The 20878-nt window shown below is 67.8% G+C and carries 20 protein-coding genes and 2 pseudogenes; 11 read left to right on the top strand and 11 right to left on the bottom strand.

Features of this window, described 5'->3' with window-relative positions:
- Positions 1-496 precede the first annotated feature (496 nt).
- The gene (locus tag C1I99_RS33130; RefSeq protein WP_199561928.1) at positions 497-2854 is read right to left on the bottom strand and encodes an SGNH/GDSL hydrolase family protein; all 2358 of its coding nucleotides are present in this window, start codon (positions 2852-2854) and stop codon (positions 497-499) included.
- A 551-nt stretch (positions 2855-3405) separates the two neighbouring features.
- Here C1I99_RS33130 and C1I99_RS03770 point away from each other — a divergent pair.
- A complete protein-coding gene (locus C1I99_RS03770; protein ID WP_111132745.1) occupies positions 3406-5241 on the top strand; it encodes a sialidase family protein in 1836 nt (611 codons plus the stop codon).
- Between the two features lie 446 nt (positions 5242-5687).
- Here the strand turns inward: C1I99_RS03770 and C1I99_RS03765 are convergent, their stop codons facing one another.
- Positions 5688-6830, bottom strand: coding sequence for a hypothetical protein (locus tag C1I99_RS03765; protein WP_146603879.1), 1143 nt, complete (start codon positions 6828-6830; stop codon positions 5688-5690).
- A 306-nt stretch (positions 6831-7136) separates the two neighbouring features.
- Between C1I99_RS03765 and C1I99_RS03760 the strand changes: the two genes are divergently transcribed.
- The 4 genes from C1I99_RS03760 to C1I99_RS03740 all read left to right on the top strand — a co-directional run bounded on the left by C1I99_RS03760 (position 7137) and on the right by C1I99_RS03740 (position 9647).
- The gene (locus tag C1I99_RS03760; protein WP_111132743.1) at positions 7137-7847 is read left to right on the top strand and encodes a hypothetical protein; all 711 of its coding nucleotides are present in this window, start codon (positions 7137-7139) and stop codon (positions 7845-7847) included.
- 30 nt (positions 7848-7877) lie between these two features.
- Positions 7878-8387 carry a hypothetical protein gene (locus C1I99_RS03755; RefSeq protein WP_111132742.1) on the top strand — a complete coding sequence of 170 codons (510 nt, stop codon included), beginning with the start codon at positions 7878-7880 and terminating at the stop codon, positions 8385-8387.
- 1 nt (position 8388) lies between these two features.
- Complete coding sequence (locus tag C1I99_RS03750; protein ID WP_111132741.1) at positions 8389-8892, top strand: hypothetical protein; 504 nt, start codon at positions 8389-8391, stop codon at positions 8890-8892.
- Between the two features lie 365 nt (positions 8893-9257).
- Positions 9258-9647: a hypothetical protein gene (locus C1I99_RS03740; RefSeq protein WP_233512309.1), complete on the top strand. Its 390-nt coding sequence runs from the start codon at positions 9258-9260 to the stop codon at positions 9645-9647.
- A 100-nt stretch (positions 9648-9747) separates the two neighbouring features.
- Here the strand turns inward: C1I99_RS03740 and C1I99_RS03735 are convergent, their stop codons facing one another.
- The 3 genes from C1I99_RS03735 to C1I99_RS03730 all read right to left on the bottom strand — a co-directional run bounded on the left by C1I99_RS03735 (position 9748) and on the right by C1I99_RS03730 (position 10620).
- Positions 9748-10161, bottom strand: a complete 414-nt coding sequence (locus tag C1I99_RS03735; protein WP_199561926.1) for a hypothetical protein — start codon at positions 10159-10161, stop codon at positions 9748-9750.
- Positions 10162-10324: 163 nt separating this feature from the next.
- Positions 10325-10435: a SelB domain-containing protein gene (locus C1I99_RS34940; RefSeq protein ID WP_369122437.1), complete on the bottom strand. Its 111-nt coding sequence runs from the start codon at positions 10433-10435 to the stop codon at positions 10325-10327.
- Entirely contained in the window at positions 10411-10620 is a 210-nt protein-coding gene (locus C1I99_RS03730; protein ID WP_111132738.1) for a hypothetical protein, read from the bottom strand. The genes C1I99_RS34940 and C1I99_RS03730 overlap by 25 nt, the downstream gene beginning before the upstream one ends.
- A 774-nt stretch (positions 10621-11394) precedes the next feature.
- Between C1I99_RS03730 and C1I99_RS33700 the strand changes: the two are divergent.
- Positions 11395-11511: pseudogene (locus tag C1I99_RS33700) on the top strand (selenide, water dikinase SelD); the annotation flags it as partial.
- On the opposite strand, the gene C1I99_RS03720 reads toward C1I99_RS33700, so the two are convergent.
- From C1I99_RS03720 to C1I99_RS33695, 3 genes are all read right to left on the bottom strand, one after another.
- Positions 11498-12034: a MauE/DoxX family redox-associated membrane protein gene (locus C1I99_RS03720; RefSeq protein WP_111132737.1), complete on the bottom strand. Its 537-nt coding sequence runs from the start codon at positions 12032-12034 to the stop codon at positions 11498-11500. The pseudogene C1I99_RS33700 and the gene C1I99_RS03720 sit on opposite strands and share 14 nt — an antisense overlap.
- A 57-nt stretch (positions 12035-12091) precedes the next feature.
- Positions 12092-12508 carry a spore-associated protein gene (locus C1I99_RS03715; protein ID WP_199561924.1) on the bottom strand — a complete coding sequence of 139 codons (417 nt, stop codon included), beginning with the start codon at positions 12506-12508 and terminating at the stop codon, positions 12092-12094.
- Positions 12509-13166: 658 nt separating this feature from the next.
- The gene (locus tag C1I99_RS33695) at positions 13167-13463 is read right to left on the bottom strand and encodes a DEAD/DEAH box helicase family protein (protein ID WP_233512308.1); all 297 of its coding nucleotides are present in this window, start codon (positions 13461-13463) and stop codon (positions 13167-13169) included.
- A gap of 272 nt (positions 13464-13735) precedes the next feature.
- Between C1I99_RS33695 and C1I99_RS34935 the strand changes: the two genes are divergently transcribed.
- Complete coding sequence (locus C1I99_RS34935; protein ID WP_369122436.1) at positions 13736-14047, top strand: hypothetical protein; 312 nt, start codon at positions 13736-13738, stop codon at positions 14045-14047.
- Here the strand turns inward: C1I99_RS34935 and C1I99_RS03700 are convergent.
- Positions 14019-14663 (bottom strand): dihydrofolate reductase family protein, encoded by a 645-nt coding sequence (locus tag C1I99_RS03700; RefSeq protein WP_111132734.1) that lies wholly within the window; start codon positions 14661-14663, stop codon positions 14019-14021. The two genes, C1I99_RS34935 and C1I99_RS03700, sit on opposite strands and share 29 nt — an antisense overlap.
- 74 nt (positions 14664-14737) lie before the next feature.
- Between C1I99_RS03700 and C1I99_RS03695 the strand changes: the two genes are divergently transcribed.
- The 3 genes and pseudogenes from C1I99_RS03695 to C1I99_RS03685 all read left to right on the top strand — a co-directional run bounded on the left by C1I99_RS03695 (position 14738) and on the right by C1I99_RS03685 (position 16643).
- Complete coding sequence (locus tag C1I99_RS03695) at positions 14738-15259, top strand: winged helix-turn-helix transcriptional regulator (RefSeq protein WP_111132733.1); 522 nt, start codon at positions 14738-14740, stop codon at positions 15257-15259.
- An 88-nt stretch (positions 15260-15347) separates the two neighbouring features.
- Positions 15348-15470 (top strand): annotated as a pseudogene (locus C1I99_RS33690) (metallophosphoesterase); the annotation flags it as partial.
- A 366-nt stretch (positions 15471-15836) separates the two neighbouring features.
- The gene (locus tag C1I99_RS03685; protein WP_158553948.1) at positions 15837-16643 is read left to right on the top strand and encodes a GH12 family glycosyl hydrolase domain-containing protein; all 807 of its coding nucleotides are present in this window, start codon (positions 15837-15839) and stop codon (positions 16641-16643) included.
- Between the two features lie 23 nt (positions 16644-16666).
- Here C1I99_RS03685 and C1I99_RS33120 read toward each other — a convergent pair whose 3' ends face one another.
- Together C1I99_RS33120 and C1I99_RS03670 are read right to left on the bottom strand one after the other, a co-directional pair.
- On the bottom strand, positions 16667-16861 hold the full coding sequence (locus C1I99_RS33120; RefSeq protein WP_111132731.1) for a hypothetical protein: 195 nt from the start codon (positions 16859-16861) through the stop codon (positions 16667-16669).
- 232 nt (positions 16862-17093) lie between these two features.
- Positions 17094-17675, bottom strand: coding sequence for a transposase (locus C1I99_RS03670; RefSeq protein ID WP_233512307.1), 582 nt, complete (start codon positions 17673-17675; stop codon positions 17094-17096).
- A 183-nt stretch (positions 17676-17858) separates the two neighbouring features.
- Between C1I99_RS03670 and C1I99_RS03665 the strand changes: the two genes are divergently transcribed.
- Positions 17859-20867: a glycosyl hydrolase gene (locus C1I99_RS03665; RefSeq protein ID WP_111132730.1), complete on the top strand. Its 3009-nt coding sequence runs from the start codon at positions 17859-17861 to the stop codon at positions 20865-20867.
- The last annotated feature ends 11 nt before the right edge of the window (positions 20868-20878 follow it).

The raw sequence follows: 20878 nt of genomic DNA, 5'->3' as shown, positions 1-20878 counted from the left end.
GTGTATAAGAGACAGCTCCCCCACCACCGAAGGCGGGAGGATGAACCGTCGCGTCTGCCCCGGATCACCCCGACATCCTGCCTCAGCCGACCAACCCGACCGAACTCGATTTCCGGACTTGGCGGCGAGCCGAGGCAGACAGTGGCGCACCTACGTTGCCCATCACCGGTCACCCTGTGACACCGATAGGACCTGCGGTCCGGGGTGCGGGACACCGAAGTCTTCGGTCATAGCGAGTGCGTGCGCTAGCCGGCCATCCGGGTGGCGAACCCCCTCAAATAGGTGCGCAACGCCTAGCCTAGACGAAGAGGCCACGACGGGGGCAGGCACGCCGACCGTGGAGGTCCTATGGCAACACGCATGAAGGCAATCCCTGAACGCCACTCTCAGAGGGCGCCTGATTCAGGTGTTTTATGGCTGCTGGCCGCTCGCCGCGCGTGACCGCGCCGGCGGCTGGCTGCGTGCCGACCTGGGTGGGGCAGCACGCAGCCAGCACTCAGCGGAGTGTGCCGAGGTCGATGGCCTCGGCCATCGCGCGGTAGCCCGCGTCCGACGGGTGCAGGTGGTCGCCCGAGTCGTACGGCGGGTTGATCCGTTGGGGGTCGGCCGGGTCACGCACCACCGCGTCGAAGTCGACGACGGCGTCGAAGTCGTCAGTCGTGCGGATGAACTCGTTTACGGCCTGCCGCACGTTCTCCCGTTCCTCGGTGTAGGAGCGCCATCCCTTGATCGGCGTGAGGGTTCCGACGACGACTCGCAGTCCCTGTGCGTGTGCCTGGGCGGCGATCTGCCGCAGGGCGAGTTTCAGGGTCTCCGGGTCGGGGTGTTCGAGGTTGAGGATGTCGTTGACGCCCTCGAGCACGATGACCGTGCGCGCCCCGGACGTGGTCAGCATGTCCCGGGACAGGCGGGCGAACGCGTTCGGGCCACCGATCCCGGTTCCGGTGCTGCTGTCGAGAATCCGGTTGCCGCTGATGCCGCTGTTGACCACGCCGAGCGCGGTCGGTCCCGGTTCGGCGGCGAGCCGGTCGGCGAGGACGTCGGGCCACCGCAGGTTCGCATTGATGGTCGACTTGTCCCCGTCGGTGATCGAGTCGCCGAAGGTCACCACCGCGCCGCGCGCGGAGGAGGACCGGACGTCCACGGCTGTCGCGTAATACCACGCCGTAGTCGGCTGGGTGAACGCGGTGCCCTGCTCGTCCGCCGCGTGGTCGCCGTCCGCGGTGATGAACGACGTCTGGTACGAGCGCGGGTGCTCGGTCACCGGGCCGGACGGCGCCGGGGTGTAGACGGTCACCAACAGGTCCCCGTCTGCCGGCACGGCAAGGGAAATCGGGTCGCTGAGCACTTCGCCGCCGGCCGGGATGGTCACCGACGGCGCGCCGCCGAAGGTCAGCTCGCGCATCGTGCCGGCAACTGCGTCCGGTGCGTCGGGCCTGGCCGCCACCGCCAGCGTCGCCCGTCCCATCAGGACCGGCGCCGTGCCGAGCGCGTTGGACAGGCGCACGCGAGCCGCGTCGCCACCCACGCTGGTGTGCACCACGTTGCGGATCGAGTGGTTCGGCATGCCCTGGTCGGCACCGGGCGTCGTCCGCGCCATGGCCGTCTGCCAGGTGCCGACCCAGTGGCCGGGCGGGCGGGTGTCGAGCTTGTCCAGGTCAACGACCGCCGCCATCGCCTGGTAACCGGCGTCCTTCGGGTGTAGGTGGTCGCCGGAGTCGTACTCCGCCCGTAACCGGTTCGGCACCGCGGGGTCCCGCAGCGCGACGTCGAAGTCGGCCACCGCGTCGAACGCGCCGCCGTCGCGGATGAAGTCGTTGACCGCCTGCCGCACACCTTCCAGTTCCTCGGTGTAGTTGCTCGACCCGCCGAACGGCGTGAGCGTGCCACCGGTGACCCGCAGCCCCTTCGCCTTGACCTGAGCCGCTATCTGGCCCAGCGCCGCGATGACCTTCGACGGCTCGTGGTGCTGCGGCTGGCCGCCGATGTCGTTGATTCCCAACATTACGATCACGGAGCGCGCGCCGGTCGCGGTCAGCACGTCACGGTCCAACCTGGATAGCGCGTTGGGGTTCCAGGTGCTGTTGAGCAACCGGTTCGAGCTAATGCCGGCGTTGAGCACGCCGAGCCGCGTCGGCCCAGGCTCGGCGATCAGCCGGTCAGCCAGGTAGTCCGGCCAGCGGTGATTCGCGTTCCGTGTCGAGTTGTTCCCATCGGTGATCGAGTCGCCGAGCGTGACCACTGCGCCCTCGGCCTTTCCCAGGACGTCCACGCCGCTCACGTACGGCCAGAAAGTGATCGTCTCGGTGAACGCCGCGCCGGACTCGTCGGCCGCATGATCACCACTTTGCGACAGGTACGAGGTCTGGTTGGCCACCTGGTGATAGGTCACCGGCCCGGACGACACCGGGGTGTACACGCTGACCAGGAGGTCGCCATCTTCCGGCACGGCAAGGGAAACCGGGTCGCTCAGCACCTCGCCGCCGGCCGGGATCGTCACCGACGGCGTGCCGCCGAAGGTGAGCGCTCTCATCGTGCCCGCGACCGCGTCCGGCGCGTCGGGCGCATCGGCGACCGCAACCGTCACCACGTCCATCCGCACCGCCACCGTGCCGAGGACGTTGGTCAGCGAGACCCGCGCACCCGAACCACCAACGCTGGTGTGCACGACGTTGCGGATAGTCCGGTCCGCATATCCGGTGGGGAGGTTGGGCACGGTGCCGGAAGCCGAGGCCGACCAGGTGCCGACCCAGCCATCCGGCGACGCCGTCGACTGGGCCTCCTGGCCGGCCGCGGAGGCCGGGCTTGTCAGGCCGAGCACCAGCGCGAGCACGGTGCCGGCGGTTTGCGTCATTCTCCGGATGCAAGACATGGGATCTCCTCACGGTCGTCAACGAGTTTGATCCCCGCCCCCGTCGCGGTCAACAGTTGTCCGGCTTTCTGTCCGCTCGCGACTCAGCTTGTTCCCTAAGTGCGCCACGACCGCGGCGAGGGTTCGACGCAAATGGATGCCAATGATGGACACCATGCAGGAAACGAAGGGGTTGTCCCTCGGCGCCGCCGTGCGGGGGTGATGCCGAGCCGCCTCATGCCGCCCTTGGTTGAAGAGCCTCGGGAGGGACGTGCCGACCAAGCTGGCCGACAAGCTGCCGGAGGGCTTGCGACATCTGACGTAGGACGTAGGATGTCCAGCAACGTTTCGTACGTGTGACGAGAGGTGGGCGGTACGGGCAGAGCTGCGGACGATCCGCGAGCGCAACAGGTGCGACAAGCGCAGCTCGGGCTACGCCTGCCGTTCGCCACGAGCCGCCCCAGCGGTGACCAGTGGAGGTATCGCTTTCCATGACGAGACAAAAGCACAGCCAAAGATTCCGTCGACTGTTGTGCACTGTGGTGATCGCGGCTATGGCTGCCGCTCCGCTCACCAGCGGCACCGCCCACGCCGCCGAGCCGTATCACGAGGAACAGGCGGTCTACACGGCGAACACGGACGGGTATTTTTGCTTCCGGATCCCGGCGATCGTGAAAGCCACCAACGGAGACCTGCTGGCGTTTGCCGAAGGCCGCATCAACAACTGTGGCGACAGGGGCGACATCGACCTGGTGCTGAAGCGGTCCCACGACGGCGGCCGTACGTGGGGGCCGCTGCAGGTCGTGTCGCGCGGCAACGGCGATACGCACGGCAACCCGATGCCTATCGTGGACGAACGGACCGGTCGAGTCGTGCTGTTCACGACCCACAACCCGGGCACCGGAAGCGGTGGCCGCGATCCGTACCTGCAGATCAGCGACGACCACGGAGCGACCTGGAGCGCGCCGCGGGAAATGACCGAGCTGATACTGCCGGAGTGGACCCACTGGTACGCCACCGGTCCGGTGCACGCCATCCAGCTCAAACGCGGCCCGCACGCCGGGCGGCTGGTGATGAGCGCCAACCATGAGTCCGTCGGCCCCGACGGGCAGCCCATCGCCGGCATCCACCTGGCGTACAGCGACGACGGCGGCGACACGTGGCGGCTCGGCACCAGCGCCGGTGGCGCCGACGACACCATCTTCGTCAACGAGTCGACGCTGGTGGAGCTGACCGACGGCCGGATCTACGTCAACGTGCGGGAAGCCGGGACGGCTGAGGGCACACGGGCGTACGCGATCTCCAGCGACGGCGGCGAAAGCTTCGACGCGCCGTTCCGGATGGTGCCCGAGCTGACGATGCCTGTCGTGCAGGGAGCGTTGCTGCGCCTGACCGCCACCGACGAAGGTGACGCGCGGGACCGCATCTTGTTTTCCGGGCCCGCGAACCCCGGCAAGCGCGAGGCCCTGACGATCCGGTCCTCGTACGACGAGGCCCAAACCTGGGAGACCTGGCAGGAAGGCAAGGTCATCAGTTGGGGTCCGGGTGGGTATTCCGACATGGTCAAGATCGAGACCGACCCGGTCGCGGGCCCCGTGGCCGGGGTGCTCTACGAAGGCGGCGTGGCCGCCCTGTACGAGGTGATCCGGTTCGTCAAGTTCAACGAGGCGTACCTCGACACCCCGAACGGTTCGCCGCCCGGCCTGCCGCCGCCACCGGAGCCGGGACCGACGACCGCGGACGCGTCACCGCGCTACGACAACACCGCCTACGTGCGCGGCGGCGCGACGCTGACCGATGGGCGGTACGGCGACGGGATTGCGCTCGACGGCGTCGACGACCACATAGAGGTGCCGTACAATCCGGACGTCGACCTTGGGGACGGCGAGTTCACGATCACGACGTGGTTCCGGTACAGCGAAACCACCGGCAGCCACGTGATCTGGTGGTTCTACCAGTGGGGTACGGGAGCCGCGCAGATCTGGCTGCGGGCCGAACCGGCGAGCAAGCGCATCCGGGGTGTCGTCGGCACCGGCCAGGGCGACGCGAACATCACCATCCCGGGCGCGTACAACGACGGGCTCTGGCACCACGTCGCCATGCGACGCACGGCGGCGCGGGTCACGGTCCTCATCGACGGCGCCACCGTCGCCGATCTGGCCGCTCCCCGCGGCTCGGTGACCACCGGCAAGGAGTTCGGCATCCGCAGCATTTACCTCGGCCGACGGATCGACGGCGTCAACCCGTTCCGCGGCGCCCTCGACGAGTTCCGCATCTACGCCCGTGCCCTTACCGCCGAGGAGTTGCGGGATGTCCGGGAACACAACGTCCCGATCGCCGGCCAGCTCCGGCTCCGCCTCCCGTTCACGACCATCAACCCCCAGCAGTAGCCGCAGTGTCGGTGCCCCGCCAGCGGTCGTCTGGCGGGGCACCGCCACCTGCGCCGAATGTATCCACAGATGACGCGTCGACGGCCGTGTTCGTCGAGGGCCGCCAGGTACTCGCAGAGAGCCGCGGAGCCGGTGAGCATCCCCAGGGCGCCTGCTGGTCGCCGCGGTCGCCGTCACCTGGTACGGCCCGGCGGCGATCAGCCCGCAGCTACAGGTCGTCGTTGGCGGTGAGACCGTCTGCGGGAGCGTCGTGCGCACCGACGGCGGGCGCCTGACGATTGAGAGTGACCACGGAAAGCGGACCGTCGACCTGACCCAGGCGATCGGCCCCAAGCCGGTCGACGCCTGCGGGAGATGACGCGCCGGGGATAAGGCCGAGCGCCGCGCGGATACGGGCCGCCTGAGCCGGTGACCAGGGTTGTCGTCCCGGTGGCCGAGTGATGCGGCTACTCGATGGTGGAGAGCGCGCCTTCGGCGAGCACGTGCGCCGCCTTGATCTCGTCGGGCACACCGGGAGCCTCCAGCCACTCCGGCTCCAGCCGATCGGCCCAGCCGACGATTTCCGTCGCGAGTGCAAGCGCCCGCCCGCCGCGGCCGTGCACGAGCTCTAGGGCGAGCCGCAGGTACGCGCCTTGCTGCGTCCCGTCGAGTTCGGCGGCCAGGGCGGCGATCCGGTCGGCGGCCCGCACTCCGTGACCGGGATGTTGCGCGGCGAGGACGGCGAGCAGGAACCGGATACCCTGCGGTTCGGCGTCCCACCGGTGCAGCAGCACCGGAACCTGGTCGCCGACGGTCCGGAAGACCTCCTCCGTCCAGGCGCCCGGCTGGAGCGGCTCCCCCTTGTCCCGGGCGAACTCGGCGAACCCGACCAGGTTGTCGTTACGGCGGCCACCGGCGACCATCAGCCACAGGTAGAGATCGCGACGCTGCCGCGCCGGCACCACGTCCGCGACGATCAGCTCAGTCAGGAACGGCAGCGCCGGGGCCGTGGCCTCGTAGCAGTCGCCCTGGTGCAGCAGGTTGTCGCCGAACAGCTCGTCGAGGACCCCGTTCCATTCCTGCGTCCCGCCCGCCAGCTCGCGCAGCAGGTCGGGCACGTCGTCGGCGGAGCCGTGCGCGTGCTTCAGATCGGCCCACGGCACGTCGTCGAGCCCGGTCAGCTTCACCGTCGCGGGCCCGGAGAAGTCCGGCGTGAGCGCCAAGGGCTCCAGGGGCGGCGCCGGGACGACGGTGACCTCCGGGACCGGTGGACGCGCCTTAGTGCCGGTCACCTCGATCGGGGCGGTCCAGGTGCGATGCTCGGCGATCCGACTGACGTCGAACCGGCTGCCACCGCTGGGCCGTCCGCCGTGTGCCCGCGCGATCGCCGCCGCTTCGCGGCTCACCGCCTCGATCTGCCGGTGGCCCACGGTGTCGACCGGATAGGGGCCCTCGTCGAGCGCCATCACCAGCCAGCCGCCGTCTGGGTGCGGCCGGGCGAGGACGCGCGGGAAGCCGTACGCCACGAGTTCCTCAGCGGACGCCTGTGCGGCTACCTCGTCCGGCACGACGAAGTCGTGCATTCCCGCCATCGCGCTCCAGCCCGCCACGTGCACGTCTCCGTCCCTGCCGCCGACGCTTCCCCCCGCCAGCCTGCCAGATCGGCCGTCCCGGCACGCCCGGCGGCCCCCGGCGCCTCGAAATCCTGGCCGGCCACCGGTCGCCGCCACCGGCGGCCGTTGCCGGTTCGTTCCAGCGGTGCGCGCCTGCGCGGGACCCAATCGGAGCGCATCCGTACCAGCAGCTTCACTGTGGATGGTCCTTCCCAGGCAAAGTGATCTAGCCATCGACCAAGTTGACCATGACGTGATAGCTTGGCCCTCGATCACCATTCAGGCATAGGGAGGCGCCAACATATGGCTCAGACGCTTCAGCTGCGCGCGCCGAGCGGCAACCGAGTGCGGGTGTCCCTTCCGGACAGCCCGACGGTGTCGGCGATCGGAACTCACTCCCGGTTTTTCGGCCCGAACTTCTCGCAGGCGATCCAGACTGGCGGCCGCGGCTACCACGCAGAGGTGTGCGAGCTCGTCGTCCCGGCAACGGTCAAAGACCGGTTTCTGTACCAGGGACGGGAGGTGGCGGTCGCCGTCAGCGATGACGGGCATGACACCGTCGCGGGATGGATCGGCCCGCACCACGAGGCGGTCATCTTCTTCACCGGCCCGGTAGGTGGTCGGGCGGCCATCCTGAAGGCGTTCGAGTACTTCGTGTTCGATGACGCACCCGAAGGGCTGAAGATCCAACCAGTCAGACTCACCGGCGTTGAGCTTGAGAGCGACTCGATCTGTGTCCTGGTTGATCGGAACCGGCGGGTTGTGATCCCGAGCCTCGAATCGGCGCGGACCATGGTTCCGTCCCAGCGCGGTGCGCAGGCGCAGCACGGCGAGGTGTGGCGCATATCGAAGCACCCGGAAGGACTCGCCAAGGACCGGGAGGGCGTCCGCGACTCTCTCTTCCTCCTCGGTACGCAGCGCGGCCTCGCCGAAGTCAGCTTCGAGGAGAGCGTCACCGGGGACGACGACGCGCTCCTGAGCTGGCTCGAGGCTCTGGATGTGAGTTGGGAGTGACGGTGTCGAGCTTGTCGGAGGGAGTGCGCCGTGTCGGCTGAGGCTGCCATCGCAGGCGTGACGTGGGTCGCGCTCATCGTCCTCTACCTCGGCCTGGCCGCGACGCTACGGGACGTACGTCTGCTGCGAAACGAATTGGCCGAGCTCAAGTCTGGCGCTGTCCGTCCGCAAGCGATCGACATCACTCTTCCCGGCTTCGCCCCGGCCACCGGTGCGGAACGCGTCGTCCTTGTCGCCGATGCCGGCTGCCCGGCATGCCAGGACGCCGCGGAGACGCTGGCGGAGGCGGCAAGCTCACTTTCAGTAAGGCCGGCATTGCTAACCTACGAGCCGGCGGACGAGTGGGCGCACGTCGGTGATCGCGTCGACGTCGCCCGGGATGGCGACGCCTGGGCGCAACTGTCCCATTTGAACCCACCGATCCTGCTGCTTGTCGGGCCGGGCGGTGCGGTGCGGGAAATGGCGCTGCTTGTTAACGGACAGAACGTGCCGACCACCCTGTCCGCATGGGGTGTACGGCAAGTGTCGGAAAGGATCTGATGTGACGCTCAAACTGCATGCCATCCCGACCAGCAACGACCCCGCGGCGAGTGGCGGGCAGCCATCCCTGGCGCTGGCCGGGATCCCGACGACGCCGTCCAGGCGCGGCTTCATGCGTACGGTCGTCTTCGCCGGGCTGACCCTCGGCGCCTCGGCCCTCCTGCTCGGCGTATCGCGGCGGGGCTCCGCCGAGACCAGCCCAACAGGGCTCACCGAGTGGTCGAGGAACGACTGCGCGGATGCGTATCCGGGTGGCTACACCCAGGTGGCCGATCAGAGCAACAGCGCGTACACCTATGACGCCGCGGCTTGTTTCGGCGCCCCGATCAGCAACAAGAACTGCCGCTTGGGGTGGCACTTCAACCCGACCACGGGTCGCTGCCAGTCTGGCAGCCCGTACAACGCCTGGCGCTGGACCGTCAACGGCCGGACTTACCGCTGTTCGGACGGGTTCGCCTCGGGCACGACGACGCTGACAATCTGCCGGCAGCGAGTCACCGCCTGACCATGGTGGCATCGGTTCGAGTCGTACCGCGACGGGTGCTGTGGCATCCGTTGACGCTCACCGCGGCCGTCGCGATCGCCTCGGCGACCGCCGCTGCGACGTATGTGAGCGCGGCGGGAGCCGGGACTGTCGGGTCGCTTTGGCTGGTGATGGCAGTGACGGCCGGCTTCGCGACCAGTGGTTCAGTTTGAAGCCGCAATTCGGCGTACCTGCTGAACTCGCCGGTCTGGCGGGGTAGACCATCTCAGATCACATTCTGTCTAGGACTGCTCAGCGGCGGCGTGACGTCCGCCTTCGGGTTCCTGTTGGTGGGATCAGTCGTCCGGGCTTTTACGCCAGGATCAGTCTGGCCGTGGGCGCTTGCCTTGTTCCTGGCGGCCGTAGTTCTTCGTGAATTCGACGTCGTAAAGTTCTGGCTGCCGGAAAACAGGCGTCTGGTTCCCGAGGGCGTGCATCGGCACGGGCGATCCTTCGGGCCGCTTCAGTTCGGTTTTGAACTAGGTACCGGGATGCGGACCTACGTACCCAGCGGGCTCCCCTACGTGCTGGCGTTGTCAGTCGCGTTCGTCGCCTCCCCGGTGCTCGCCCTGGTCGCCGGGATCGGGTTCGGTTGCGGTCGTGCAATGATGGCCTTGGCCAACCTCCGGTTCAGTACCGACAATTCCTGGGATCTGGCCTGGATCAGCGCACATCGGGTGATCAAGATCGTCCTGGTGCTCGCTTTTCTGATTCCGTTCGTAATAGCCATCTTGTGATTGATCGTGGAGCGGCACCGACGGACATCGGCCGCGACCAAAGGCAGCAGGCCCGGCAACCCAGATGGGGTGCCGGGCCTGCTGCGGTGCCGGGAGCGCGTCAGCCGCCGCAATGATCCCAACTGAGATCTTCGCCGCCGTAGACGCCCGAACCGTACTTGGTGTAGCCGCCAAACATCACACAGGTCCCAGCGGCATAGAACCGGACCGGACCCGCATACCACGTGTAGTTGGCATCGTCCTTCTGGAACGCACCACCTCTTGCCTCCAACCAGACTGCGGTACGGGTCGACGAGCCTGCGGCGGCACCAGATTTCAGGGTGACGACGCAGTTGTGCCCGTTGGAGCCGTTCCACATGAGGTAAACGGTGGCGTAGGTTGACGATTTGGTCTCGATTGTCGAATAACCGGAACCGCAGACTCCGGCGGCCGTGTACGGGTTGGTTGCCGCACTGGCGGAAGACGACATCGATACCGCCGATACCACCGCCATGGTTGTGAGAGCGGCACCCACCCGGAGTGACCTCGTCAATCTGCCTCCTTCCGTTGAGCGGGCCGCATCCGCCGCCCACCTGCTCACCCGTAGCGAATAGTCGGTGAGCGAAAGGATGTCAGGGCGGGCGAAAGTGAGACCACTGGATTCCAACATGATCTCGTACGACGCTCGCCGTTGTCAATCAGTTGGGCTCGGTTCCGAATTTCGCGACAGGCAATCCACCCACTGAGATCTGCTCGGTAACTCCACGTGCATCCAGGTACTCTATTAGCGGAACCGCGACCCGTCGAATCGTGCCGAGCGCTGTCGCGCCTGGCTGACGCTGAACGGTTGTGGCAGCGCCCGGACGACGCTGACCGACTCCTCGACTGCCGTCGGGGCAAGAAACACCTCCGGCGCGACCCGCACCAGCACGCCGAGTCTTGCCAATGCGACAAGCGCCGCAGCCGTCGCGCCGAGTTCCTGCCAGCGCGCCATCGTTGGAGTATTCAGCCCTTGCGCCGCGCACTCCCCGCGTACCACCTCGGCTACCCGCCGCAGACCCGCGGGAATGCCCTCGTCCGCGGGAATGCCCTCGTCCGCGCGACCGATCCGCCCGTCCGAGCGGTAGTGGCGCCACCACGAGGTCGCCCACCACGGTGGGACTGGGCAGGTTGAGCACCCGCGCTACCGCCTCTACCGTCAGTCCGGCGACGCGGGATGCTGGCGGAGGTGGTCCGCTACCAGCTCCCGTAGGCGCGAAACGGCAGCTCGGCGCCAGCTGCGGCAAGTAGCCAGTCGGCGGCGTGCCGGTCGGCCGGCACCGACAGACCCATCCGACGCGGTTCTCCCACCCGAGCGTGACCATGCCAAGACAAATAGGTCTGGACGTCCGGAGTTTCGCGTACCCCGGCCAGGTCCTGCGCCCGTGCCCGCGCCACGCCACGCCTCGTCAGGGCCGGCGGCGCCGGGTCGAGCACCGCAGCCGCCACAACCGCCCGGCTGCTCGGATCGCGCCTCGATCATGGACGTGTACGGGCACCGGCTCGATGAGCATCAACCGGGCGATGTCGCCGCCGAGACTAACCGGCCGGTCCGCCGGGCCGTGCCGATGAGGCATTGCACCTGAACGGGGAGAAGGTTGGTCGACCCCGGCGTCTCGACTCACACGTCCAGATTCGTCGCCGGCCACCAGAGCTCCGGCTCAACCAGGACACTCCCGCGTCCGAGCGCATTGCGGTCGACGGATTCAGGTTGACCGCGACCCGGGCGCTTCTCCTGGCCGACGCGCAGACCTCCGGCGGCCTGCTCATCGCCGGTGAGGTGCCCGGGCTCCCGGTCGTCGGTGAACCGGTACCAGCGCGGGAGCATTCAGTCATCGTGCGCTGACCGGCGTCCGGGCCAGCGGTTTGAGCCCGACCAGCAGGACCGCCGCGACCAGCGCGGCGCCACCACCAACGATGATCCATGCCTGCCCGGAATCGACACGAGGCGGTGCGAGCGGACCGTCGAGCGCGCCTGCGATGCCGATCGCGGTCAGCAGGGCCGACCGCAGCACGGTATCCGCACCGAACATGTCGTCGGCGCCCATGCACCCACAACGAACGGCCCGGCCGGTGGAAAGCTGGCGGACTCCGTACGCCGCAAATGCCAGCCCTGCCGAGGCGAGCGCGAGGTGGGCGACAAAGTGCACAGTAGCTACCGCCAGCGAGGCGAGCAGCCCGGCGCCAATGCCGAACTCGACGGCTGGAACCCCGATCGCCAGCAATCGAGCGAGTCGCGCGACGAGCGTGCCATGGCTCTGGATAATCTGCCGGAACACCCGGGGATGGGCCATCTTCCACACCGCACTATGCAGCAGGACAATAGCCGCACCCCCGGACAGCATCGCGACCAGCAGTGAGACACCCACGCCGGCAGTCTAGTCGACGCTCGAATCGGTGATCACCGTCGACGAGACCATAGCCGATCAGCCACAGTGCTCCCACCCGCTCCAGATGCTGAACGACTGTCCCGCGCGGTCGGAGGCGACGCCGCCCCACCGTACGCACTTACCGGCGGCGTACCGCCGGACGGGGCCGGCGTAGTAGCTGTAGCTGCCGCCATCGCGGTACACCGTCGAGGAACCCTCAATCTGGAGCTTGGCTTCGGTGTACGTCGCCGTGCCGATGTCCGCCTGCTTGATCGTGACGACGCAGTTGTTGCCATTGCCGCTGTTGTAGAGCAGGTAAACGGTAGCCCAGAGCTTGCTCGTGGAGATCGGCGCAGAGTCAATGACCGAGTATCCGGAGCCGCAGACGCCCTGTGGGCTGTAGGGATTTGCGGCCTGAGCCGGCGCGGGTACGGCCAACAGGGCCAGTACGGCGACGATGGCAGCAGCTGCCACGCGAGCAGCGAGCCTGATCGGCATGTGGATCCCCCAATGAGTGCGTTGGTCAGTGTCGCTCGAACACGCTGATCTCTGGACGCAGTCATCATCGCGTCAGTGATCTCGATCATCGTACCAACGATCATCGATCACTCCATAATGGATGCCACGCGTCTGCTGCCCTCGGGCCAGGTGCCGACCTCTTGGCGCGCCCGTCTCCCACGAGAGACGGAGTAGGCGTAGCGTCCGGTACGCCAAGAGCGATGACGCCGGCGCCCAACACCGCCTCCACTACAGGCACCAACAGGGGCAGGAAGCAACCCGTGGGCTGGACCACATCGCGGTCGGCCATCTGGGCGACATCCGTGCCCCCCGGACCGGCATCCGCAGGACAGGTCCGCGTCTTGCTACCCGCGAGCGTCAGCCGGGCGCGACTGCGCATTGTGTGCGGCATGTGCTGGCACCATTCGTTGGGCCCGGGCGCACTACGCTAGGAGGCCGGCCTGCCCAACGCGCGGCGCCGGTACGGCAGTGCCACTGAACCCAGGGGGGCAGCACCGTTCGAGTCGGGCCAGGCTCCGGGGAGCCCGCCCGTGATGGGCGGGCTCCCGAAGACGGCCCAGCCCGGCCCCAACCGTTCAACTGCAAGCGCGGACCGCGGCATGACCGTACGCCTTCATGGCAGGCGGCTCAGCCGATCGACATACTGCTGGACCGCGGCCACGCGGACCGGAAGCGGGGCTGCCGGAACTTCGAAGAGATCGAATCCGACCTCGTGGTAGGTCAGTTCATGGACCTTCTCGAAGGCGAGCGAGTCCTCGAAGCTGATACGGCGAGCGGCGGTGGCCTGGATGAAGCCCTGATGTCGTACGAAGAAGGCCGTCTGCTCATACCAGCGCTCAGCCACCATGCGTTCGATCTCTTCGAACAGGTGGCGCGGTGCTGTCAGGTCGAGGTAGCGGCACAGGGCCAACGTGCAGACCGGTGAACGGTTGAAGAACCGACGCCACGGCGGTCCGCCTCGCCCGTGAGCTGTCTCTTCCGCTGAAGATTCAGCACTCGGTCGGCGAAGCCGGGCTCTCGCCACGGCTCCGGCTGGCCGAGCGCCTGCTGGAGCGCGATGACGTCGTCCAGCAGGCGCTCCACCGCCGAGGCGACGGACCGGGTTACGAGCACAAGCAGCACCGCAGCCGCCACCTGTACGTGCTCAAGGGCCTCGTCTACTGCGCGTTGTGCAAGCGCCGGATGCAGGGCCAGCGCTCCAACGACGAGGCGTACTACCGGTGCCGCTATGCCCAGGAGTACGCCCTAGCCAACAAGATCGACCAAACACGCAACATCTACTACGCGAACGCGACCTCGTGCCACCGCTTGACGCGGTCTTCGCCTCCGCCTTCGCCCCGCACCGATCCGCGACACCATCGCGCTGGCGCCTTACGTCTGACCAGGAAGAACGATCGACGAAATCTTGCGGATCTCGATCCGCTCGATTACCAGGAGAGCCGAATGAAGTGTGCGGGTCGGGTGGTCATCGTCTCCAGAACAGGAGGTGAGTGACCCCGCTAGGACTCGGCACTGACTCAAGGTGGAAGCGGTCGAGAAGATCAGTGTGGCTCTCCCACAGCCGCTCACCTCGACCGAGGTCGACAGGCGCGACGGCGATGTGCATCGTGTCGACCAGGTCGGCCTCGATGAACTCGCGGATAGTGGTAACTCCACCACCGAGGCGCACGTCCCGACCAGCGGCGGCCTGCTTCGCGCGTGCCAGCGCCTCGGCCGGGCTCGCATTGAGGAAATGAAAGGTGGTGTCGGCCAGGGTGAACGACGGGCGTTCGTGATGGGTGAGCACGAAGACCGGCGTGTGGAACGGTGGATTGTCCCCCCACCATCCCTGCCACTCGTGGTTCTCCCAGGGGCCATGCTGGGGGCCGAACTTGTTACGACCCATGATCTCCGCCCCGATGTTGTAGTCGTAGTCGCGGGTCATGTAGTCGTCCAGGCCGCGAGTACCGCCGGGTTCGGTGCGGTACACAAAGCTGGCGGTAGCGGCGCGCCAGGAGAACAGGGGGGTGGGGTCTGCGTGGCCGAAGGGCCGCTCCAAGCTTTGCCCCTCCCCGGTACCGAACCCGTCACGCGACACGTTGAAGCACTGCACCCTTAACAACTGCGGCACGCACTCTCCTCGGGACCTGATGAGCAACTTCCGATTGCAACTTACAACCGGTGGTACCGTACTACCCTGGTGGCATGCCGCAACCAGTGGGGGTCCGTCGCCTGCCCGTGCCCGAGGGAAAATCGGGGTGCCCGATCAATCTGACAGTCGAGTTGCTGGGCGACCGATGGAGCTTGGTCGTGCTGCGGGACGTCATGTTTGGCGGCCACAGGCACTTCCGCGAACTGCTCACGAACTCGGTCGAAGGCATCGCGTCGAACATCCTCGCCAGCCGCCTGTCGAAGCTCGTGGACGCGGGCCTGCTCAGTCGGCACGATGACCCGAGCCACCAACAGAAGATCGACTACCGGCTCACCGAGGCGGCGATCGAACTCGTTCCGCTCATGGCGCATCTCGGCGCCTGGGGCTCCCGATGGCTCCCAACATCACCCGAGCTGTCGATCCGCGCCCAACTTCTCGCTCGCGGCGGTCCTGAGATGTGGGAGAGGTTCATGGACGAACTCCGCGCCGCGCACCTCGAAGGCCGTCCGCACCCTGCCGACGGCGTCCTCGCCGAACTCACCCTGGCCTACGAACGGGCCGCTTCCACAAGCTAGTGCAGCACCGCGTTAGTTCTTCGGGGGTGTGAGCCAGGCGGTGGGGTCGTTGAGGTAGAGGCCGCAGGCGCAGTCGAGGGCCTCTTCGGGGCTGAGCCAGCACGGCGACCAGACCCAGCTCTACACGAGTCGGGGAACCGGTTTCTGGGGGCCGCCATTGAGGATCTTCGCACCGAGCGAGATCAGCATCCTCACCCTGCGCACGGGATGATCGAGGGCGGGCCCGGTAAGAGTTGGGCCCACCCCGGTGCGCCCGGCTAGGGATGGCAGCCCAGTTTTGTACGTCGATCTGACTGCCGCCGTAGCGAGGCGTGAAGATACTCAGCATTCCGTGGATCCGCAGTCGCTCGTGGTCGAGTAGCGGATCGGATTAGTAGATCGGGTTGGAGGGGTAACGCAGCGTCCAATCCGACCAACCGGAAGCCCTTCGAAGCGATCTGGATGTGCAGTTTCCTGGTGGTCGAGTCACGTTGACGTGCGGCGGCCATATCCCCACCGCTGACATATTGACGCATCTGCATGAATCCACATAGTTTGTATGATAGCCCAACTATGTAGTGCTCAGAGAGGAGCTTCCATGCAGCTCACCCGCAAGACCCTCATCCGCAGGTTTGCCGTGTATCTCGCGACGGCCGCCCTCGCCGTCACCGGCGCGACGGTCCAAGCGGCCCCCGCCAAAGCCGCCGGCACCTGCGAGCACTTCGCGGCGATCGACATGGGGAAGTACTGGATCAACAACAACGTGTGGGGCCGGAACTCGGGCTCGGGCTGGCAGTGCATCTGGGACAACTGGCTGTCGGGCAACAGCATCGGCTGGGGCACGTCTTATGGCTGGTCGGGATCGTCCTACTCGGTCAAGTCCTATTCCGCCGCCATCCTCGGCTGGCACTGGGGCTGGCGCCGATCTGGAACCGGACTGCCGGTGCAGCTGTCCGCCAACCGTAGCGTCAACACTGGCTGGAACTACAGCGTCCGGCACAGCGGCGGCGCCATGAACGTCGCCTATGACCTGTGGTTGCACCCGATGTCCAACCCGTCCTACAACAACAACCCCAGCGACGAGGTGATGATCTGGCCGTACCGGCTCAACGGCGCGGGTCCGGCCGGGACCAGGCAGGCGACGGTCAGCCTCGCCGGCGCCAATTGGGATCTGTATCGCGGCTGGATCGACGCCGGCAACGGTACGGGTTGGAACGTCTTCTCCTTCGTGCGCACGTCGAACACGACATCCGTGACGCTGAACCTGCGCGACTTCTTGAACCACCTGCGCTCGCGCGGCTGGGTGAGCGGCTCCAAGTACCTCACGAGCGTCCAAGCTGGCGCGGAGGTGTTTACCGGCAACGGCCAGGTTGACACCAACTCCTTCTACGCGAACGTGTCGTAACCCTGGCTGCCTGGAGGCGAGCCTCAATCGGCGTTGAATGTCGCGTCGAAGACCGTCCGCAGGTGGATCTTGACGCGTTGCCAGCTCGCCTCCAGGCGTGGGCCGGGATTGTCGTAGGCGAATGATGTGAGCAGGATGCCGCGGATGGTGTCCATCGCGGTGTAGATCCAGTGGGCGGCATCACCACCTGGCTGCTGTCGCGAGAAGGCGCACCGCATGGCGTGACGGTCGCCAAGCTTCGGGGTTAGCGGTGCTGCACTATTACGGCAGCCGCCGTTCGGGATCATGGCTGAAGTTCGGCGTTGAGGCGTCGTTTGTAGTGGGCTCGTCGGGCTCGGGCTTGATGGCGGCGCCGCCACTGTGACCAGCGCAGACGGTGGGCGAGTTGGTGGATCGGCTGGATGATGAAGGCGTTGATCGAACGACGGACTTCGTTGAGGGTCAGCTTGATCAATCCGCTCTGCGGGGGTTCGTCGGCAGCGTCGGCGGCGTAGATCGCCAGGACGGCGAGGGCGGCCAGGGCCAGGGTGGTGAGCGGTGCCAGGAGTCCCAGCGACGGACCTGGTGCTGGTCGAGGCCGACCTGGCCTGTGGTTTGGCCTGGTGCACGCGCAGGTCGGTGATGGCGTACACGGTCTCGGTGGTGAAGCGTCTCGGCTGGTCGAGTCGCCGACGACGGCGTCGGATCTGCAACGCCTGCGCGGCGGGGGGAAGTCGATGCCGGCGGAGACGGACAGGATCTTGACGCTGCGGATTTCCCGGCGGCCGTGGCCCCGGTCGGTGCGATCGGCGTGCGGAACGGCTCGCCAGGGCAGGGCAGCGAGTTGGGCGTACAGGTGGGCCGGAGGCCCTTGACGGTCAGGATCCAGTTGGTGCCGCACTGCGCGAGGTAGGCGATGTGCTCGCGCTGGCAGTGCAACGCGTCCGCGGTCACGACGACACCGGTGAGGTCGTCGATCTGGTCGAGCAACGACGCGAAGCAGGTGATCTCGTTGGTCTTGCCATCGACGTCGATGCTGGCGTCAGCCGTCACTCCACGAACGGCCGGATGTGGCCACGCTATTGCCTGACCATTGCGGCTTGGTTACGCTTGCGCCCGCTCAGGTTGAAACGATTCATCACTCGCTCCCCGATTCGAATCCCCATCCCTGGCGGGAAGTCCGGACGTCCGCCGCCGCGGCCGGCACTCGCCGACGTCTGGACGTGGAGGTCCCCTATGACGGAACAACCGCTCGCCGGCGAGGACCAGCCGAGCCACCTCTCCCGCCGCAAGCTCCTTGGCCTGGGGGCCGCCCTCGGGCTTGGCGCGGCACTGCCCTGGAAACCGGCCGTCGCCGGTGCCGCGCCGGGTCAGCCGTCGGGCGTACCGATGGCGTTCGCGCAGCGATTCGCCAACCCGGGCACCGACGTGGCCGCCAAGTTCCGCTGGTGGTGGCCGCACGGCCTGGTCGACCCCGCCGAGATCGCCCGCGAGATCGACCAGATCGCGGACGCCGGTTTCGGTGGCGTGGAGATCCAGGACGTGCACCACAGCGTGCGGACGCCGATGGATCCGGCCGGCTCCGGCTGGGGCACCCGGCCGTGGCTCGACGGCGTCGAGGCCGCTCTGCGCCAGGCCAGGAAGCGCGGCGTCCGCGTCGACCTGGCGCTCGGCCCGTGCTGGCCCACCGCTGTCCCGACCATCACCCCAGACGACGACGCCGCGTGCAAGGAGCTGGTGCACGGGGTGGTCACCCTGGGCGGCGGCGAGGTCTTCGACGGCCCGCTGCCCGCGCCGATCGTCCCGGCGGAGGCGGGCGTCCACCGGCAGGAGCTACGGTTCGTCCAGGTCGCCAGGGTCGTCGGCTCGCCGACGGCGGCCGTGGTGGCACTCGACCCGGCGACCGTCCAGACCATCACCGACCAGGTCCGCGACGGCGCCGTCCGGTGGACCGCGCCGGAGGGCAGCTGGGTGCTGTTGGCCTACTGGGAGCGGGGCTCGGCCCAGGAGCCGGAGGCCGGCCCGCACACCGACCCGCACTCCTACGTGGTGGACCACTTCAGCAGGGCCGGCACCCAGGTCGTCGTCGACCTGTGGGAGTCGAGGATCCTCACCCCGGCGATCCGCGACCTGCTGCGCGAGGTCGGTGACAACCTGTTCGAGGACTCGCTGGAGATCGAGACGAAGGCGACCATCTGGACGCCGGACATGGTCTCCGAGTTCCAGCGGCGGAACGGGTATGATCTGCTGCCCTACCTGCCGGTGATCGTCGAGCGGTCGGAGAGGTACGTCTTCACGTACGACAGCGACACCACCAACCACGTCCGCGACGACTACAACCAGGTGCTCAGCGACCTGTACCACGAGAACCACCTGATCCCGCTGCGGGAGTTCGCGTACAGCCTGGGGATGACGCTGCGGGTGCAGCCGTACGGGCTGGAGACCGACGCGATCTACAGCGCCGCCGTGCTCGACGTGCCCGAATCGGAGTCGCTCGGCTTCAAGAACCTGGACGACTACCGGGTGCTCGCCTCCGGCCGGGACATGGGCGGTCGTTCCATCCTGTCCTGCGAGACCGCGGCGTACGCCAACGGCGCCTACAACACCACCTGGAACAAGGTGCTGCAGACCGTCGGCAGCATCTTCGTGGGCGGCGTCAACCAGTGCGTCCTGCACGGCTTCTCGTACGCCACCGCGCCGGACGCCCAGTGGCCCGGGTTCGCCGCCTTCTCGCCGTACGGCAACAACGGCATCGGTTACGCGGAATCCTGGGGCCCACGCCAGCCGACCTGGGGACACGTCCGCGGCATTGCCGGCTACCTCGCCCGTACCCAGCTCGCGCTGCGCACCGGTGTTCACAAGGTGGACATCGCCTTCTTCCGGCAGAAGGGCTGGACCGCGACCGGAATCGGCGCGGCGTACTTCACCAACGAGGGCATCCCGATTGGCTGGACGCACGGATTCCTCTCGGAGTCGATGCTGGAGCTGCCGAGCGCCGTGGTCGGCGACGGCCGACTGGCCCCCGACGGCCCCGCATACAAGGCGCTGGTCGTGGAGGGCGACGTCTTCCGGGGCCGGGAGTTCACCCTCTCCGTCCGGGCCGCCGAGCGGTTCGTCGATCTGGCCCGGGCCGGCCTGCCGTTCGTGTTCATCGGCGCCTGGTCGAACCCGCACGTGATCGGCATCGCCCAGCCGGGCGAGGACGCCCGGCTGCGGGAACTGCTCGATGCGCTGTTCGCCCTGCCCAACGTCCGGGTCGTCGCCGTCGCGTCCGGCGTTCCGGGTGCCCTGGCAGAGCTGGGCGTCAAGCGTGACGTGGAGTACACCTCGTCGACCCTGATGACCGAGCACCGGTCGGCCGACAACGTCGACCTGTACTACCTCGCCAACGCCCGGCACGCCGAGAACCGCCGGATCAACGCCATCGACCAGGACGTCTGGCTCACCAGCCGAGTCCGGAACGCGGTGCCGTACGTCCTCGACGCGTGGACCGGCCGGATCGAGCGGATCGCGCAGTACGAGCGGAACGGCGACCGGATCCGGGTGCACGTCTCGCTCAAGCCGGGACAGTCCACGATCATCGCCTTCGCCGACGCGACCTGGATGAACGACCCGACGGGGAGCGCGGTGCACGCGGTCACCAGCGAAGTCCCGGTCTTCTTCCGGAACGGCGAGCTGATGGTCCGCTCCACCGCCGCCGGGACCTTCCAGACGGCACTGTCCACCGGGCGGACCGTGCGGACCGCGGTGCCGGCGCTGCCCGAGCCGCTGGCGCTGACCTCTTGGGACCTGGAGGTCGAGGACTGGCAGCCGGGTGCCACCCCGACCGAGACGATCAAGCCGATCCGCCGGCTCACCCTCGACGGGCTGCGGGCCTGGCCGGAGATCCCCGAATTGCAGGACACCTCCGGTATCGGCCGCTACCACACGACGGTCGACCTCGGGTCGTCCTGGACCGGTGGCCTCGGCGCCTACCTCGACCTGGGTAGAGTGTTCGACACGTACACAGTGACCGTGAACGGTCGGGCGTTGCCGCCGTGCGACGTCCTCGACCCGCGGGTCGACGTCGGCCCGTACCTACGGGCCGGCCGCAACACCATCGAGGTGGAGGTGGCCACCACCCTGTCGAACCGGCTGCGGGTGACCCGGCCCGAGGTGTTCGCGATCGCCGCGCGGCAGGCGTACGGCCTGATCGGGCCGGTGCGGTTGGTCCCCCACCGCGAGGTCGCGCTGCGCTCCGCGTGACCCGCGATCGC

This window comes from Micromonospora deserti, assembly GCF_003236335.1.
GTDB classification, from domain to species: domain Bacteria; phylum Actinomycetota; class Actinomycetes; order Mycobacteriales; family Micromonosporaceae; genus Micromonospora; species Micromonospora deserti.
This window is presented reverse-complemented; position numbering and strand designations above follow the sequence as displayed.

Excerpts from the sequence above, each read along its gene's own strand:
- C1I99_RS03770 (WP_111132745.1), top strand. The coding sequence starts at position 3,406 with ATGGCTGCCGCTCCGCTCACCAGCGGCACCGCCCACGCCGCCGAGCCG.
- C1I99_RS03695 (WP_111132733.1), top strand. The coding sequence starts at position 14,738 with ATGCCGCAACCAGTGGGGGTCCGTCGCCTGCCCGTGCCCGAGGGAAAA.
- C1I99_RS33130 (WP_199561928.1), bottom strand. The coding sequence starts at position 2,854 with ATGACGCAAACCGCCGGCACCGTGCTCGCGCTGGTGCTCGGCCTGACA.
- C1I99_RS33120 (WP_111132731.1), bottom strand. The coding sequence starts at position 16,861 with ATGCGGTGCGCCTTCTCGCGACAGCAGCCAGGTGGTGATGCCGCCCAC.
- C1I99_RS03760 (WP_111132743.1), top strand. The coding sequence starts at position 7,137 with ATGGCTCAGACGCTTCAGCTGCGCGCGCCGAGCGGCAACCGAGTGCGG.
- C1I99_RS34935 (WP_369122436.1), top strand. The coding sequence starts at position 13,736 with ATGCAGGGCCAGCGCTCCAACGACGAGGCGTACTACCGGTGCCGCTAT.
- C1I99_RS03730 (WP_111132738.1), bottom strand. The coding sequence starts at position 10,620 with ATGGCGCGCTGGCAGGAACTCGGCGCGACGGCTGCGGCGCTTGTCGCA.
- C1I99_RS03685 (WP_158553948.1), top strand. The coding sequence starts at position 15,837 with ATGCAGCTCACCCGCAAGACCCTCATCCGCAGGTTTGCCGTGTATCTC.
- C1I99_RS03665 (WP_111132730.1), top strand. The coding sequence starts at position 17,859 with ATGACGGAACAACCGCTCGCCGGCGAGGACCAGCCGAGCCACCTCTCC.